At 75.3% G+C, this 16,046-nt stretch carries 14 protein-coding genes; 9 read left to right on the top strand and 5 right to left on the bottom strand.

The features are described 5' to 3' along the window. The first annotated feature begins 350 nt into the window (after window positions 1-350). The 6 genes from EDD39_RS31885 (at window position 351) to EDD39_RS31860 (ending at window position 6,100) form a co-directional block, all read left to right on the top strand. Window positions 351-1,412: a ParA family protein gene (locus tag EDD39_RS31885; protein WP_030461777.1), complete on the top strand. Its 1,062-nt coding sequence runs from the start codon at window positions 351-353 to the stop codon at window positions 1,410-1,412. Window positions 1,413-1,453: 41 nt separating this feature from the next. Next, window positions 1,454-1,918: a hypothetical protein gene (locus EDD39_RS31880; RefSeq protein ID WP_208765695.1), complete on the top strand. Its 465-nt coding sequence runs from the start codon at window positions 1,454-1,456 to the stop codon at window positions 1,916-1,918. 136 nt (window positions 1,919-2,054) lie between these two features. Next, window positions 2,055-2,858 (top strand): segregation and condensation protein A, encoded by an 804-nt coding sequence (locus tag EDD39_RS31875; RefSeq protein ID WP_123562693.1) that lies wholly within the window; start codon window positions 2,055-2,057, stop codon window positions 2,856-2,858. 182 nt (window positions 2,859-3,040) lie between these two features. Next, window positions 3,041-3,637: an SMC-Scp complex subunit ScpB gene (gene scpB, locus EDD39_RS31870; protein WP_244257444.1), complete on the top strand. Its 597-nt coding sequence runs from the start codon at window positions 3,041-3,043 to the stop codon at window positions 3,635-3,637. Further along, complete coding sequence (locus EDD39_RS31865) at window positions 3,637-4,881, top strand: pseudouridine synthase (protein WP_123562689.1); 1,245 nt, start codon at window positions 3,637-3,639, stop codon at window positions 4,879-4,881. Before scpB ends, EDD39_RS31865 begins: the two co-directional genes overlap by 1 nt. A 241-nt stretch (window positions 4,882-5,122) precedes the next feature. Beyond that, entirely contained in the window at window positions 5,123-6,100 is a 978-nt protein-coding gene (locus EDD39_RS31860; RefSeq protein ID WP_030461782.1) for a helix-turn-helix domain-containing protein, read from the top strand. A 57-nt stretch (window positions 6,101-6,157) separates the two neighbouring features. Here EDD39_RS31860 and EDD39_RS31855 read toward each other — a convergent pair whose 3' ends face one another. Genes EDD39_RS31855 through EDD39_RS31845 form a run of 3 tightly spaced genes read right to left on the bottom strand, consistent with a single transcriptional unit; the run spans window position 6,158 to window position 10,162 of the window. Beyond that, window positions 6,158-6,520: a DUF952 domain-containing protein gene (locus EDD39_RS31855; protein ID WP_123562687.1), complete on the bottom strand. Its 363-nt coding sequence runs from the start codon at window positions 6,518-6,520 to the stop codon at window positions 6,158-6,160. A gap of 49 nt (window positions 6,521-6,569) precedes the next feature. After that, window positions 6,570-8,147, bottom strand: coding sequence for a DUF4139 domain-containing protein (locus EDD39_RS31850; protein ID WP_123563463.1), 1,578 nt, complete (start codon window positions 8,145-8,147; stop codon window positions 6,570-6,572). A gap of 14 nt (window positions 8,148-8,161) precedes the next feature. After that, on the bottom strand, window positions 8,162-10,162 hold the full coding sequence (locus EDD39_RS31845) for a DUF4139 domain-containing protein (protein ID WP_244257383.1): 2,001 nt from the start codon (window positions 10,160-10,162) through the stop codon (window positions 8,162-8,164). Window positions 10,163-10,363: 201 nt separating this feature from the next. Here EDD39_RS31845 and EDD39_RS31840 point away from each other — a divergent pair, with 201 nt between their 5' ends. From EDD39_RS31840 to der, 3 genes are all read left to right on the top strand, one after another. Next, complete coding sequence (locus EDD39_RS31840) at window positions 10,364-11,452, top strand: prephenate dehydrogenase (RefSeq protein ID WP_123562685.1); 1,089 nt, start codon at window positions 10,364-10,366, stop codon at window positions 11,450-11,452. Window positions 11,453-11,708: 256 nt separating this feature from the next. Next, complete coding sequence (gene cmk, locus EDD39_RS31835) at window positions 11,709-12,428, top strand: (d)CMP kinase (protein WP_123562683.1); 720 nt, start codon at window positions 11,709-11,711, stop codon at window positions 12,426-12,428. Window positions 12,429-12,546: 118 nt separating this feature from the next. Beyond that, on the top strand, window positions 12,547-14,001 hold the full coding sequence (der, locus tag EDD39_RS31830) for a ribosome biogenesis GTPase Der (RefSeq protein ID WP_123562681.1): 1,455 nt from the start codon (window positions 12,547-12,549) through the stop codon (window positions 13,999-14,001). Window positions 14,002-14,077: 76 nt separating this feature from the next. Here der and EDD39_RS31825 read toward each other — a convergent pair whose 3' ends face one another. Next, a complete protein-coding gene (locus EDD39_RS31825) occupies window positions 14,078-14,749 on the bottom strand; it encodes a hypothetical protein (RefSeq protein ID WP_123562679.1) in 672 nt (223 codons plus the stop codon). A gap of 16 nt (window positions 14,750-14,765) precedes the next feature. Further along, window positions 14,766-15,617 carry a hypothetical protein gene (locus EDD39_RS31820; protein ID WP_208765694.1) on the bottom strand — a complete coding sequence of 284 codons (852 nt, stop codon included), beginning with the start codon at window positions 15,615-15,617 and terminating at the stop codon, window positions 14,766-14,768. Window positions 15,618-16,046 lie beyond the last annotated feature (429 nt).

Raw genomic sequence — 16,046 nt, 5'->3', positions numbered from 1 at the left:
GCGGTCAATTGCGGTGCGGTTTGTCACCCGCTCTGTCGACAAGGACACCTGACGGGCCCTCACGGCCCGGTACCTGCGCGGAAACGTTAGGGTCGTGTCTTGACACGGGGTGGGTGAACGGCCGACACACACGGCCCACTACCGTGGATTGTGTTGCTGCGAATGCCCGAAACGGCCTAGAGTCGCAAACCGTTGGCATGCTGCCACGCTGACGAATCGACATAGAGTCCTGGACGTCCAAGGAGGTAAGACGACTTGTGAATGAGTCGACATTTGCTCCCGGGGGTGGTCAGCCAGGACTGGCGGAGCTCTCCGCCGGGCAGCCGAACGAGGAAGCCCGGCAGGCCACGGTGGGTGCGCAGGAGGTCGGCTCGGTCGCGGTCCGCACCTTCGAGGCCCGCCAGAGCGCGGCGACGGCCGCCACCGACTACGACGCCGACTTCGCGGCGTACGGCCTGGCCTACAGCGAGCTCGGCTACGGGCCCTACGACGACCCGGACGCCGAGTACGAGCCCGACCCCGAGTACGCCGCCACCCTGGCCCCCGACGCGGCCCGCCAGCGCCGCGAGCGGGTCGGCCCGACCGGCCGCCCGCTGCCGTACTTCCCGATCCCCGCGCCGCTCGCCGAGCACGGCCCCGCGCAGATCATCGCGATGTGCAACCAGAAGGGCGGCGTCGGCAAGACCACCTCCACCATCAACCTGGGCGCGGCGCTCGCCGAGTACGGCCGCCGGGTGCTGCTGGTGGACTTCGACCCGCAGGGCGCGCTCTCGGTCGGCCTCGGCGTCAACCCGATGGAGCTCGACGTCACCGTCTACAACCTGCTCATGGAGCGGGGCCTGACGGCCGACGAGGTGCTGCTGAAGACCGCCATCCCCGGCATGGACCTGCTGCCGTCCAACATCGACCTGTCGGCCGCCGAGGTGCAGCTGGTCAGCGAGGTCGCCCGGGAGTCGGCGCTGGCCCGCGCGCTCAAGCCGCTGCTGCCCGACTACGACTACGTGATCATCGACTGCCAGCCCTCGCTGGGCCTGCTGACGGTCAACGCGCTGACCGCCGCGCACAGCGTGATCGTCCCGCTGGAGTGCGAGTTCTTCGCGCTGCGCGGCGTCGCGCTGCTCACCGAGACCATCGAGAAGGTCTGCGAGCGGCTCAACCCCGACCTGCGGCTGGACGGCATCCTGGCCACCATGTACGACTCGCGCACCGTGCACTCGCGCGAGGTGCTGGCCCGGGTCGTCGAGGCGTTCGGCGAGCACGTCTTCCACACCGTCATCGGACGGACCGTCAGGTTCCCGGAGACCACCGTGGCGGGCGAGCCGATCACCACCTACGCCACCAACTCGGTCGGCGCGGCCGCCTACCGCCAGCTCGCCAGGGAGGTGCTCGACCGGTGCCGCCCCGCCGAGTGAGCCTCCCGGGGGCCGACGAACTGTTCCGGGCAACCGGCGGAATGGCCCTGTCGCCCTCGCTCGCGCGCAACGGCTCCGGCTCCGGCACCGCCCCCGCGAACGGCACCGCCCCGGTGGGGCAGGAACCCCCCGGGAGCGGCGAGGGCGCCGCTCCCGCGCCGCGCACCCCCGAGGTGCCGGCCGCCAGACCGGAAGCCGCCCCGGCGGCCCCTGCGGGGCGCGCGGAGGACCCCGCAGAGGCCCGGCGGACGACCCCGGCCACGGTGCGCGGACGCGGACGGGCCCGGCGGCCCTCCGGGCGGGAACGGCACGACGAGAAGATCACCGTGTACGTGTCCGCCGAGGAACTGATGGACCTGGAGCACGCCCGGCTGGTGCTGCGCGGCGAGCACGGCCTGGCGGTGGACCGCGGACGGGTCGTCCGGGAGGCCGTCGCGGTGGTCCTGGCGGACCTGGAGCAGCGCGGCGAGGCGTCGATCCTGGTGCGGCGGCTGCGCGGGCGCTGAGGGCTGCCGCGAGGCGCAGGCGCCGGGCGCGGCGGGGCCGGGGGTCGCGGCGCGACCCGGACACGGCTGCCGGGCCGTCGGCGCGCAGTTCCTCGCACCCCCGGGCGCGCCGGTCCTTCTGCCAGAATGTGGCGTTATGGCGTTCCAGGTCCGGTTGGAGAACTTCGAGGGGCCGTTCGACCTGCTGCTCGGACTGATCGCCAAGCACAAGCTGGACGTCACCGAGGTGGCGCTGTCGAAGGTCACCGACGAGTTCGTCGCGCACATCAGGGCGATGGGGCCGGAGTGGGACCTGGACGCGGCGACCGAGTTCCTGGTGGTCGCGGCGACCCTGCTGGACCTGAAGGCGGCCCGGCTGCTGCCGGTCGCCGAGGTCGAGGACGAGGAGGACCTGGCGCTGCTGGAGGCGCGCGACCTGCTGTTCGCGCGGCTGCTGCAGTACCGGGCGTACAAGAGGGTCGCGGCGCTGTTCGCCGAGCGCTGGGACGGCGAGGCGCTGCGCCGGGCGCGGACGGTCGCGCTGGAGCCCCGGTACGCGCAGCTGCTGCCCGAGGTGGTGCTGGCGGTCGGCCCGGAGCGGTTCGCGCAGCTGGCCGCGAAGGCGTTCGCGCCCAAGCCGCGGCCGGCCGTGTACGTGGACCACATCCACGTGCCGCCGGTGAGCGTGCGCGAGCAGGCCGCGCTGGTGGCGCGGCGGCTGGGCGAGCTCGGCGAGGCGACCTTCGGGCGGTTGGCGGCGGACGCGGAGAGCACGCTGGTGGTGGTGGCCCGGTTCCTGGCGCTGCTGGAGCTGTACCGGGAGCGGGCGGTGGACTTCGAGCAGCCGCGGGCCCTGGAGGAGCTGGTGGTGCGCTGGGTGGCCGCCTCCGGGCAGCGGGTCGAGGTGACCGACGAGTTCGACCGCCCGGCGGGCGGCGGCGAGGAAGGCGGTACGGCATGACGGAGCGGCCCGCGCGCCGGTCCCTGGGGCTGCCGGGTGCGCCCCGGCCCGGGGAGTGGCAGGAGTCGGCGTACCCGGACGGGGTGCGCGTCGAGCCGGTGGAGCGCGTCCTGGCGCTGCCGGACGTGCCGGAGCCGGAGTCCGGCGGGGTGCCGCTGCGGGCGGGGCTGGAGGCGGTGCTGATGGTCGCCGACGAGCCGGTCGCGGAGGGCAGGCTGGCCGGGGTGCTGGACGCGCCGCGGGATCAAGTGGCCGCGGTGCTGCGGGAGTTGGCGGCCGAGTACACGGCGCAGGGGCGCGGTTTCGAGCTCCGGCAGGTGGCCGGCGGGTGGCGGTTCTACAGCCGCGCGGAGTGCGCCGGGGCGGTCGAGCGGTTCGTGCTGGACGGGCAGCAGGCCCGGCTCACCCAGGCCGCGCTGGAGACGCTGGCGGTGGTCGCGTACCGGCAGCCGGTGTCGCGCGGGAGGGTTTCCGCGGTCCGTGGTGTGAACTGCGACGGCGTGATGCGTACCCTGGTACAGCGAGGACTGGTCGAAGAAGCCGGCACCGAGCCCGAGACCGGAGCGATCCTGTATCGGACGACGAACTACTTCCTGGAACGGATGGGGCTGCGCGGCCTGGACGAGCTGCCGGAGCTCGCGCCCTTCCTGCCCGAGGTCGACGACGTGGAAGCGGAGTCCCTGGAGGGCACGATGATCGCGCAGGCGGTCGCCGCCGCACAGGAAGGGCCGAGGCCGAACCAGGCCGACCAGACGGATATCGACGTACGGACATTTTGATGCGTAGCAGTGGCAACGGTGGCAACGGCAGGAACAGCGGCGGCCAGGGCCGGGGCGGGCAGGGCGGCGGCCGAGGCGGCCAGCAGGGCGGGGGCCGGGGCGGATCGTCGTCCTACGGCGGCGGCAGCGGCGGTGGCCGCGGCGGGCAGTCCTCGCGCGGCGGCTCGGGCTCGTACGGCGGCGGCAGCGGCTCGTACGGCGGCGGCCAGGGCCGCGGCGGGTCGGGCTCCGGCTCGGGCGCGGGCTCGTACGGGCGCGGTGGCGAGCGGCGCGAGGAGCGGCGGCAGCCGCGTCCGGAGGAGCGCAGGTACGACCGGCCCGAGTACGGCGGCGGGCCGAACGCGACGCCCGGGCGCGGCGCGTACGACTCCCGCAAGCCCGGGGCGGCGCCCCGGCCGCGGCGGGAGGGGCAGGGCGCGCCCGGCGACCCGCGGCGTCAGCCGCAGCGCTCCCGGGAGCTGCAGGGCCGGATCGAGGACCGGGTGCTGGCCCGGCACGAGGGCCCCGGCAAGGAGGTCGGCGAGGACGGCGAGCGCCTGCAGAAGGTGCTGGCGCGGGCCGGCATGGGCAGCCGCCGGGCCTGCGAGGAGCTGATCGCGCAGGGCCGGGTCGACGTCAACGGCGAGACCGTGCTGGAGCAGGGCCGTCGGGTCGACCCGATGAAGGACGAGATCAAGGTGGACGGCCTGACCGTCGCCACCCAGTCCTACCTGTTCTTCGCGCTCAACAAGCCGGCCGGCGTGGTCTCCACGATGGAGGACCCCGAGGGCCGGCAGTGCCTGGGCGACTACGTGACCAACCGGGAGACCCGGCTGTTCCACGTCGGCCGCCTGGACACCGAGACCGAGGGCCTGATCCTGCTCACCAACCACGGCGAGCTGGCCCACCGCCTCACCCACCCCAAGTACGGCGTCACCAAGACCTACCTGGCCGCGATCCAGGGCCCGCTGCCGCGCGACCTCGGCAAGACCCTCGCCAAGGGCGTCGAGCTGGAGGACGGCTGGGCCCGCGCCGACAGCTTCAAGGTGATCTCCAACCTCGGCAAGAACTACCTGGTCGAGGTGACCCTGCACGAGGGCCGCAAGCACATCGTGCGCCGCCTGCTGGCCGAGGTCGGCTTCCCGGTGGAGAGGCTGGTGCGCACCGCGTTCGGCCCGATCTCGCTGGGCGACCAGAAGTCCGGCTGGCTGCGCCGCCTGACCAACCCCGAGGTCGGCACCCTGATGCACGAGGTCGGCCTGTAGCAGCCGCCCACCGGAGCCCGTCCGCCGCACCGCCGGGGACGGGCTCCGACGCGTGCCCGGACGGCCGGGCGGAGGGCGGGCTTTACCGGGCCTTGACGCGCCTTGACATGTGAGGCGCACCGCACGGCCTTGCTATCGTTCCGCCCGGTGGCAGAAGATTGCCACCGAAGTTCGCCCCGGCGCGTGGCGGAAGTGCGCCACCGCGTCAGGCCACTGGGCGGCGGGGGAAGGAACCACCACCATGCTGGACGCATTCACCGTGCTGGGCCTCGGCCGGCCCGACGGCCAGGTGTACGCCGCGCTGGTCGTCGCGCCGCAGTCCACCGCCGAGGAGTTGGCGGAGCACTGCGGCCTGACCCTGGAGCAGTGCCGGGCCGCCCTGGACCGGCTCGCCGAGCAGGGCATGGCCACCCGCGCCCCGGTCGACCGGGAGCGCTACCTGTCGGTCGCCCCCGACGTCGCCATCGGCACCCTGATCGGCCACCGCGAGGCCGAACTGCGCTCCGCCCGCGCCGAGATGCACCGGCTGATGGACGCCTTCCGCGAAGCCTCCCGGTACACCGACCCGGCGCACTCGGTGGAGGTGCTCACCGGCGGCGAGGCGATCGCCCAGCGCCTGGAGCACCTGATCGAGTCCAGCCAGTACCAGATCCGCGGCTTCGACTGCCCGCCGTACGTGCAGGACCCGACGGTCGAGCAGCCCCGGCAGCGGGCCAAGCTCAAGTCCGGGGTGCGGATCCGCACCGTCTTCGACAAGGAGGCGATCGCCTGGCCCGGGCGGCTGGAGCAGGAGATCCTCACCGGCGTCGAGGACGGCGAGGAGGCCCGGGTCCGGCCGGTGCTGCCGATGAAGATGATGATGGCCGACGACAAGATGGCGATCATCCCGATCAGCGTCGGCGACAGCGTGCTGGACGCCGCGTACGTCATCCACCCGTCCGCCCTGCTGCAGGCCCTGGACGCGCTGTTCGAGGCCGAGTGGGAGCGGGCCGTGCCGCTGCAGACCGTGCTCGGCGACGGCGAGGGGCCCGGGCCGGAGGCCGACCACCTCAAGCTGCTGGGCCTGCTGGCGGCCGGCCTCACCGACGAGTCGATCGCCCGCTCGCTGGGCTGGAGCGCCCGCACCACGCAGCGCCGCCTGCAGGGCCTGATGCGGGAACTCGGCGCCACCACCCGCTTCCAGGCGGGCATGGCGGCCCGGGAGCGCGGCTGGCTCTGACGGACCGGCCCTGACGGGCCGTCGTCCGCCCGGCCGGGCCCCCGGGGCCGGGGCGGGTCAGCTCCAGGGCCGCAGGGCCGCCCAGCGGCCGTCCTGGCCGCGCTCCAGCTTCTCCAGGCCGAGCACGGCCGTCCGGTTCAGCCGGCCGTAGATGTGCGGGAACAGCACCCCCTCGGCGGCGCCCGGCGGCGGCCCGCCGGCCGCCGCCTCCCACTTCACCATCGGCTCGACCAGCTTCTCCTCGATCAGCAGCGCCATCAGCGGCTCCGGGGCGTCCCGGAAGAACGCGTTGGCCACCGCCAGCGCGGTGGGCTCGTCCGGCGAGCAGTGCAGGAAGCCCTCGGTCAGCAGCGACGCGGCGGTGTACGGCCGGCCCGGGTCGCGCAGCCAGTCGTCCAGCGGGGCGAGGTGGTAGATCATGGGTCTTTTCTACCCCTTCCGGGCCGGGCCGCCGGGCCAAGGGCGCGGCTCACAGGCCCGCCACCTTCGCCGTCGCCGCGATCTCGTACACCAGCGTCACCGTGCGCCGCCCGCCCGGCGGCAGCGGGACCTCCCAGCGGGCGATGCCCTCGGCGTCCAGCTCGTCCGGCGGCGGCGAGCAGTGCTCCTTGCGCAGCCGCACCTGCACCGCGGACACCTCGGAGACCGGGATCCGCTCGCGCAGCACCACCACCCGCTCGGTGTGCTCGTCCGGGCCGGAGAAGCGCGACAGGTGCAGGCGCACGGTGCGGGTCACCAGGGTGCGCTGGCCGCCCAGGCCGGCGCCCTCCCGGCGCTCGTCGGCCTCCCGGACCACCCGCAGCCCGTCCGAGGAGCCGAACGCCAGGCGCACCGGCGCGCCCGGCGCGGTGAACTCCAGGGCGCCCCGGCCGGTGTAGCCCGAGCCGCGCACCAGGTCCACCGGGCCGGCCAGCAGCGGGTGCCCCGCCGCGTTGCGGAACGACACCACCTCGGTGACCGCCTCCGACAGCTCCGGCGCCGCCGCGAACTCGCTGCGCGCCGCCGCCTCGAACACGCTCACCGGCACCCGGTGCGCCCGCCCGTCCGAGGGCACCGACACCGGGCCGTCCACCCGCAGCACCCGCACCTCGCCGCCGTCGTCCAGGCCCGGCAGGCCCGGCTCCAGCGGGCCCGCGTCGGAGACCGCCTGCTCGCGCAGCTCCACCTCGACGGTCTTCTTCTCCTGCGCCGAGCGCTCCCGCAGCACCAGCCGGTCCTCGACCAGCGCCGGCGGCTCGCCCGCCGACGCTGAACGCGCCGTCGACAGCGTCAGCCGCACGTCGGACCAGTCCTCGCCGGTGCGCTGCCACACCACCGCGTCGCTCTCCAGCCGCAGCGTGCCGCCCACCAGCTCGGCCCGGTACGCCGGACGCCACAGCGCACACGCCGTCAGGTGCCCCACCCGGGCCAGGAACCGGCCCGGCTCGGTGCACTCCACCGACAGCTCCACGAACGCCAGCAGCTCGGCCGGCTCCCGCTCCGCCAGGTCCAGCGCCTCCTCGGCCCGGGCCAGCTCCGCGGCCAGCTCCACCGAGCGCAGCCGCGAGCCGCGCAGCCGCTCGCCGTACGACTCCCGCTCGGCGTCCACCCGGTCCAGCTCGCGCGACCAGCGGGCCTGCTCCAGCTCGCCGTGGCCCGCGCCCTCGCCGATCTCCCGCAGCAGGTCCGCGGCCAGCTGCCCGAGCAGCGCCAGCCGGGCCTGCAGCCGCTCCTGGCGGCGCGACTCGGCCAGGTGCTCGCGCTCCAGGTCGTGCACCCGGCGGCGCAGCGCCGAGTCGTCCGGCCCCGGCGGCAGCGGCACCGGCGGCTGCCAGGACCGCACCAGCCGCACGTCCAGCACCTTGGCCGCGCCGGTCGGCGCGCCGTCCCGGTCCAGCAGCCGGGCGTGCAGCGAGCGGTCCGCCGCCAGCGCCGTCACCGGGCCCAGCCGCAGCCGGTGCACGCCCGGTGCCAGCTCCAGCTCCGCCGTCCGCTCCAGCTGCGCCCGGTCCTCCAGACAGGTCGCGGCGGTCACCGGAAGGGCGATCGTCTCCTCGTCCACGTTCAACTCCTCCGGCACGTTCAACTCCTCCGGTTCCCGCCGACCACGGCCTTGCCGGCCGGAATGCGGATCGCATAACCGCCCGTCAGCTCCACCGAACCGCCCGCCGGCACCACCACCCGGCGGATCCGGGCCGAGGAGGGCACCCCGTCGGACGGCTGCTCCGGCGGCGACCAGCCCGGCCGCTCCTCGACCCGCACCTCCGGATCGCCCGGCACCGGCACCCGCTCGCGGACCTCCACCGACGCCTCGTGCGGCAGCCGGTTCACCAGCTCGATCCGCACGCCGTGCTCCAGCACCGTCGTCGAGTTCAGCACCCCGGACGTCGACTCCTGCACCTCGGCGTGCCGGGCCACCCGCAGCTCCTCGGCCCGGCCCAGGCCCAACTCCCGCACCCCGCCCGGCGCCAGCGTCGGCAGCGCCGCCGTCAGCAGGAAGTCGCCGTCCACCGACACCTCCACCGGGCCGGCCAGCAGCGCGTGCGCCGTCGCGTTCGACAGCTCCAGCACCGCGTACACCGCCTCCTCCACCGACGGCACCGTCACGTAGGCGGTCCGCACCCCCACCGGCAGCTCCGCCACCGCCACCGTGTGCCACACCCCGTCCGAGGGGACGTCCGCCGGGGCCTGCGCGTCGAAGCGGTGGTCGAACGAGCCCGCCGACTCGCGCGGCGGCGCCCCGAACCGGGGCAGCGGCAGCCGGCCCACCGCCTCCGCCGCGCGCAGCGCACTCCCGCCGCCGCGCAGCCGCGGCGGCTCCGGGAACAGCCGGCCGCGCCGGTACGACTCCTCCGCCGGGCCCGCCAGCACCATCGCCGGGTAGTCCAGCTGGTCGGCGGACGGCCGCGGCTCGGCCGGGGCCGCGGGCGCGGAGTCGGCCTGCGGGGCGGGCGCCGCCCCGCCGTACGCCAGGCTCCGGGACAGCTCACCGGCCGGGGGCGGCGGGGGAGCGGCCGCGGCCACCGGCATCGCCATCGGGGCCAGCCGCACCGGCGGCCCGGCCGGCGCGAACCCCGGCGCGGCCGGCGCGCCCGGGGCGAAACCCGGCGCACCGGGCCCGCCGCCCGGCCGTCCGGACCGCCGCGGCGACGGCTGCGGCGGCTCCGGTTTCGACCGCTGCGCGTCCTGCCAGCCGTCGAACAGCCCGTCCAGGCCCTCCGGTTGCGCGCGCCACCCCGACGGGGCGGGCGCCGCCTGCCGGCGGCCGATCCGCAGCGACGCCAGCTCCGGCAGCGCCCCCGCCCGCAGCAGGCCCGCCGTCGACAGCGCCAGCCGCACCCCCGACCAGTCCTCGCCCGTCCGCTGCGCCACCGACGCCCGCAGCACCAGCCGCGCCGTCCGCTCGCCCCGGCGGTGCGCCAGCTGGTACGTCGGCACCCACACCGCGCCCGGCACGGTGTACTCCACCTCCAGCTCCACCGGGCCCGCGCCGCGCACCGTCAGCTCCGCGCACGCCCCCGCCTCGACCCCGCCCGCCCGTTCGGCCGAGGAACGGGCGTCCGCCCGGGCGGCCGCCACCTGGTAGGCGTGCTCGGCCAGCCGGGCCTGCTGGGCCAGCTCCACCGCCCGCTCCTGCAGCACCTCCAGCCGGGCGTCCACGAACTCGGCCAGCGCCAGCACCGCGTCCGCCGGGGCCCGCCGGTGCCCCTCGTCCCGGCGGCGCTGCGGCGGCACCGGGCGCAGCGCCGCGACCTCCGCGATCCGCTCGTCCAGCCGGCGGCAGCGCTCCTCCAGCAGCTCGGACCGGGCCCGGAGGTTCTTCAACTCCTGCTCCCAGGAAGGGAGTTCGTCTTCCTCGCGGACCCGGGCCGGATAGCCCAGCCGGGCCTCGGCGACCCGCCCCTCGCCGGACAGCACCCGCACCCGCAGCGACCCCGCCGCCGCCAGCAGCGGCAGCCCCGACACCCGCACCCGGCCGTCCGCCGGCAGTACGCCCGCGGCCCGGCGCCGGCACACCGCGCCCACCGCGTGCACCACCACCGACTCCAACCCGGACTCCCACACCGCCCGTTGCCCCGCCACCTGGCCCCCTTCGCTGCCGGCCCGCACCCCGGACCCGGGCGCCCAGTCTGCACCCAACCCCCGTCGCCGCACCCGGATTTCCGCTGCGCGTCGGCCGGACGGCCCGGCCGGGGCGGTATGCGGGGTCGTCCGCGGGTGCGGGAGGATGGGGGCGACCGCCCCATGCAGCCGCACATCGCACCCGGGAGACGAGAAGCCGCCATGCGCACAGCCGCCGTCATCGGCACCGGACTGATCGGCACCTCCGCCGCGCTCGCCCTCACCCGCCGGGGGATAAGCGTCCACCTCGAGGACGCCGACCAGGACGCCGCCCGCACGGCCGCCTCGCTCGGCGCGGGCACCACCGAGCCCGCCGACGGCCCCGTCGACCTGGCGGTCATCGCCGTCCCGCCGGCGCTGGTCGGCAAGGTCCTCGCGGACTGCCAGCGGCGCGGCCTGGCCCGCTGCTACACCGACGTCGCCAGCGTCAAGGCCGGACCGCGGGGCGAGATCACCGCGCTCGGGCTCGACACCGCCCGCTACATCGGCTCGCACCCGATGGCCGGCCGCGAACGCTCCGGGCCGCTCGCCGCCACCGCCGACCTGTTCGAGGGCCGCCCGTGGGTGCTCACGCCCACCGCCGACACCGACACCGAGACGCTCAACGCCGCACTCGAACTCGTCGCCCTCTGCGGGGCCATGCCGATCGTGATGGACGCCGCCGACCACGACCGGGCCGTCGCCCTCGTCTCGCACGCCCCGCAACTGCTCTCCTCGCTGGTCGCCGCCCGGCTCGAGCACGCCGAGGAGACCGCCGTCCGGCTCTCCGGGCAGGGCGTGCGCGACGTCACCCGGATCGCCGCCTCCAACCCCGCGATGTGGATCGACATCCTCTCCGCCAACGCGGGCGTCGTCGCCGACGTCCTCGACGACCTCGCCGCCGACCTCGCCGACACCGTCACCGCGCTGCGGGCCCTGCAGGCCGCCGACGAGGGCCAGCGGCGGGCCGGCGCGGCCGGCATCGAGGCCGTCATGCGCCGCGGCAACACCGGCCAGGCCCGCATCCCCGGCAAGCACGGCGCGCCGCCCACCCGCTACGAGACCGTCACCGTCGTCCTCGGCGACCAGCCCGGCGAACTCGGCCGCCTCTTCGGCGAGGTCGGCGCGCTCGGCGTGAACATCGAGGACGTGACGATCGAGCACTCGACGGGCCAGCAGGTCGGCCACGTGCAACTGGCGGTCGCGCCGACGTCGGTGCGGGCGCTGGCGGCGGGGCTGCGCGAGCGGGGCTGGGGCGTGCGGGAGCAGTAGGGGGAGGAGAGGGGGCGGGGCCGCTGCGCGGGGCTTCCGGGGGTGGGGAGGAGAGGGGGAAGGGCGAGGGCGCGGGGTCCGGGTGGGGCCGTTGCCCGTTGTGCGAGGCGCGCGGGGCGGGAGGGCTGGCGCTGGGCGGGGTCCGGGGGTCGCTGTCGGTGTGGGGTGGTGGCGGAGGGTGGGCGGGGCGGGGGGTGGGTGGGTGTCCATTAACCTTGGGGGTGAGTGCTGGTGTCGTGAGAGAGAGGTTCGCCCCGTGGACAGTGTCGACCGAGCGTCGAGCGGCCCGGTCGTCGTCGCCATTGACGGGCCCTCGGGGTCGGGGAAGTCGACCGTGTCGCGGGCGGTGGCCGCGCGGCTGGGGCTGAGCTTCCTGGACACCGGCGCGATGTACCGGGCGATGACCTGGTGGATGCTGGCCAACGAGGTGGACGTCGAGGACGCGGAGGCGGTGGCGATCGCCTGCGGGAAGCCGGTGATCGTGTCCGGGACGGACGCCGCGGGGCCGACCATAACGGTGGACGGGCAGGACGTGTCCGGGCCGATCCGCGGGCCCGAGGTGACCGCCAAGGTGAGCGCCGTGTCGGCCGTTCCGGCGGTGCGGGCCCGGCTGGTGGAGCTGCAGCGCGGCTGCGCCGCGCACACCGAGCGCGGGATCGTCGCCGAGGGCCGCGACATGGGCTCCGTGGTGTTCCCGGACGCCACCGTGAAGGTGTTCCTGACCGCGTCCGAGCGGGCCCGGTCCGAGCGCCGGGCCGCGGAGCTCCGGGCGAAGGGCGTGGACGAGGCGACCATCACCGCGATGGCCGCCGACCTGGCCCGCCGGGACGCCGCGGACTCCTCGCGGGAGACCGCCCCGCTGACCCAGGCCGCCGACGCGGTCCTGGTGGACACCAGCGAACTCACCCTCGACCAGGTGATCGACACGATCACCGCGCTGGTCGAGCGGAAGGCCGGGCTGACCGCCGCCCAGTAGGACCGAAGACAGCAACGACCATCCGACCGCGCGAGATCCGCGCGGTTCGCGCTGCCGCCTGGCAGGTACGCACGGCACGCCCCTGGGAAGGGCCGGGCCGGGAAACGGAAAACGGAACATGAGCAACGACACCACCGCCCACCACGGCGAGCTGGGCGACGCCGAGTACGCCGAGTTCATGGCGCTCGCCGCCGAGGAGGGCTTCGACAGCGACGAGGTCGACGCCGACCTGGACGGCCACGGCCCGCTGCCGGTGCTGGCGATCGTCGGCCGCCCGAACGTCGGCAAGTCGACCCTGGTCAACCGGATCATCGGCCGCCGCGAGGCGGTCGTCGAGGATCGCCCCGGCGTGACCCGCGACCGGGTCAGCTACGAGGCGATGTGGGCCGGGCGCCGGTTCAAGGTGCTGGACACCGGCGGCTGGGAGATCGACGTCCTGGGCCTGGACGCGATGGTCGCCGCCCAGGCCGAGCTGGGCATCGAGCAGGCCGACGCGGTGCTGTTCGTGGTGGACGCCACCGTCGGCGCCACCGACACCGAGGACGCCCTGGTCCGGCTGATCCGCCGTTCCGGCAAGCCCGTGGTGCTGTGCGCCAACAAGGTGGACGGGCCGTCCGCCGAGGCCGAGGCCGCCTACCTGTGGTCGCTCGGCCTGGGCGAGCCGTACCCCGTCTCCGCGCTGCACGGCCGCGGCTCCGGCGACCTGCTGGACGCCGTGCTGAAGGTGCTGCCGGAGGCCCCGCCGCAGCTGTTCGGCGACGGCCTGGCCCCCGGCGGCCCGCGCCGGGTCGCGCTGATCGGCCGGCCCAACGTCGGCAAGTCCAGCCTGCTGAACAAGGTCGCGGGCGAGGACCGGGTGGTGGTCAACGAGCTGGCCGGCACCACCCGCGACCCGGTCGACGAGCTGATCGAACTCGGCGGCAAGACCTGGAAGTTCATCGACACCGCGGGCATCCGCCGCCGGGTCCACCTGACCTCCGGCGCGGACTTCTACGCCTCGCTGCGCACCTCCGCCGCGCTGGACAAGGCCGAGGTCGCGGTCGTCCTGGTCGACGCCAGCGAGACCCTCGCCGAGCAGGACACCCGGATCATCTCGATGGCCGTCGAGGCCGGGCGCGCCGTGGTCATCGCCTACAACAAGTGGGACCAGCTGGACGAGGAGCGCCGCTTCTACCTGGAGCGCGAGATCGAGCGCGACTTGGTGCAGGTGCAGTGGGCGCCCCGGGTGAACGTCTCGGCGAAGACCGGCCGCCACATGGAGAAGCTCGTCCCGGCGATCGAGACCGCGCTGGCCGGCTGGGAGACCCGCATCCCGACCGCCCGGCTGAACGCCTTCCTCGGCGAGCTGGTCGCCGCGCACCCGCACCCGATCCGCGGCGGCAAGCAGCCGCGCATCCTGTTCGGCACCCAGGCGGGCACCCGCCCGCCGCGGTTCGTGCTGTTCGCGTCCGGCTTCCTGGAGGCGGGCTACCGCCGGTTCGTCGAGCGCCGGCTGCGCGAGGAGTTCGGCTTCGAGGGCACCCCGATCTCGATCTCGGTCCGGGTCCGCGAGAAGCGCAACCGGAAGAAGTAGCGGCAGGACAGCAGGAGAGGGCCCGCGGACGACTCGTCCGCGGGCCCTCTTCCCGTGTGCGGCGGCGGCCGGCCGTTCAGGCGTCCCGGCCCGGGGGCAGGGAGAGCACCGAGCGGTGCCGTCCCCCCGGGGTGCTGCCGCCCGGGGCGCTGCTGCCCGGGGTGCCGAGGTAGCCGGTGGCCACCCAGCCCTGGCCGTTGGCGGCGGAGCCCTGCGCGGGCATGAACTGCGGGGCGCCCGCGACCTGCCCGGCGTACGTCTCGAACGACTGGTGCTGCTGCGGGTGGGCCGACCCGCCCGGGCGGTCGGCGGCCTCCCGGGCGTGCGCCGCCGCCGGGGCGGCCGACTGCGCTTCGCGGACCGCGAAGCCGGTGAACTTCATCCCCTCCTCGCCGGAGCGGTCGCCGGGCAGCGCCCGGAACATCCGCCGGTACTCGGAGTACAGCGTGTCGTAGATCGGGGTGGCCGACACCGGGTGCTCGGCGTCGTACGACGGGCGCATGTTCGGGATCGACCGGCCGGCGCCGCCGGGGCCGGACTGGGCGGGGGGACGGCCGGGGGACGCGAGGTCGTAGCTGTACACGTAGGAGCCAACGAGCGAGACCGGCTTGGGATGCGGGGGCGCCGCCCCCGGTGCTATCCCGGCCGGGGCGCTCATGTCCTGGTCAACGGCGTTCCGGGCGGCCGGGGTTGACGGCCCGTCGGGGCCGCTCCCGGTGACGGCCGGGTCGTTCACGGGGTCGGTCATCGGCGTGCCCCCGCTCTCAGGTGCCGGCCAGCGGGAGCATGCCGGCGGCGAGCAGGCCGCGGGCGGCGGCCCGGTCCATGGCGATCCGCAGCAGGTCCTCGCGGGGCTGGCGGCCGATGGTGCCGGCCGGCACCGCGTACATGATCACCTCGGACTTGCGGGCCGCCGCGGCCCGCCACCCCGGGGTGACCTGGAGCGGCTGGTGCGCCTGCCACCAGGCGGCCGAGCCGCCGGTCGCCGAGGGCTGCAGGATCGCGTGCAGCTGGCCCATCGCCATCAGCACCGACCAGCCGGCCCGCGGCCGCACCGGCGCCTGGTTGACGTCCTGGACGATCTGGAAGCCGTGCTCGGTCAGCAGCGAGAGGAACTCGTCCTCGCCCTGGGCGCTGCCCGGGCGCCCGATCGGCCCGGTCGGCTCGACCACCAGCGCGGCGTGCTGGGTGTCGCCGCACAGCACGATGCCGCAGGTCACGCCGAGCACCGCGGGCTGCGGCCGGCCGGGCGGCGCGGTCGGCGGGGCGGTGATCGGCTCCGGGATGCTCACCCGGACGGCCGGCTCCGGCTCGGGGGGCGCGGCCGCGGGCTGCACGGCGGCGTCCGCGCCCTGGCCGATCGACTCGACGGCGCCGCGCAGTTGCTGCTCGTCCACCGGCACCACCTGGGACGGCACGCAGCGGGCGTGCGCGAAGGCCAGCACCGCGGTCTCCTCGCCGACGAACAGCACGGTGCTGGTGGGCTCGCGCAGCGAGTCGCCCGGTTGTCGGCAGGAGGTGCAGTCGTAGGCGTCGGGGGCGTGGACGCCCGCGAGCAGGCTCTCGGCCTCGTCGTCGCCGATCTCGGCGCGTACGTCCTCGCTCACCTCAAGCATGCGCGGCACTGAAGACTCCTCGTTCGCCCTGACGTTCCGGGTGCTCGTTCGGGTACCCCCGGGCGGGACGTCCCGGGCGCGCGGCGCGGGGAGCGCCGACCGCCATTACCAACGGGAGGTTGTGGCTGGGGTCACGGGTGCGCGGCCGGGCGACGGGATTTGCCCGGCTTCTGATAGCTGCGTGTGCGCGGAATGTCACATTCTGTCGACACTGTGCCTGACCTCACACCGGACAAACTGTGACCGGGGCCATATTCGCATATGGTTTGATCTTCGAAAAAGCGGACGAAACGGACATTCGGCTTCGATCGGCTTGATCAATACCGTCGGTAACGCTGCTTTGACCTGGGACGACCCGAAAGTGTTTGGAGCCCGGCAGCCCGAATCGTAGGTTTTTGCCCGGTGCAACGAGCACCTCCCGGGTTCACC

The organism is Kitasatospora cineracea, assembly GCF_003751605.1.
Lineage (GTDB): Bacteria > Actinomycetota > Actinomycetes > Streptomycetales > Streptomycetaceae > Kitasatospora > Kitasatospora cineracea.
The sequence above is the reverse complement of the archived record's forward strand: the minus strand, read 5'-3'. Positions and strand labels throughout refer to the sequence as shown.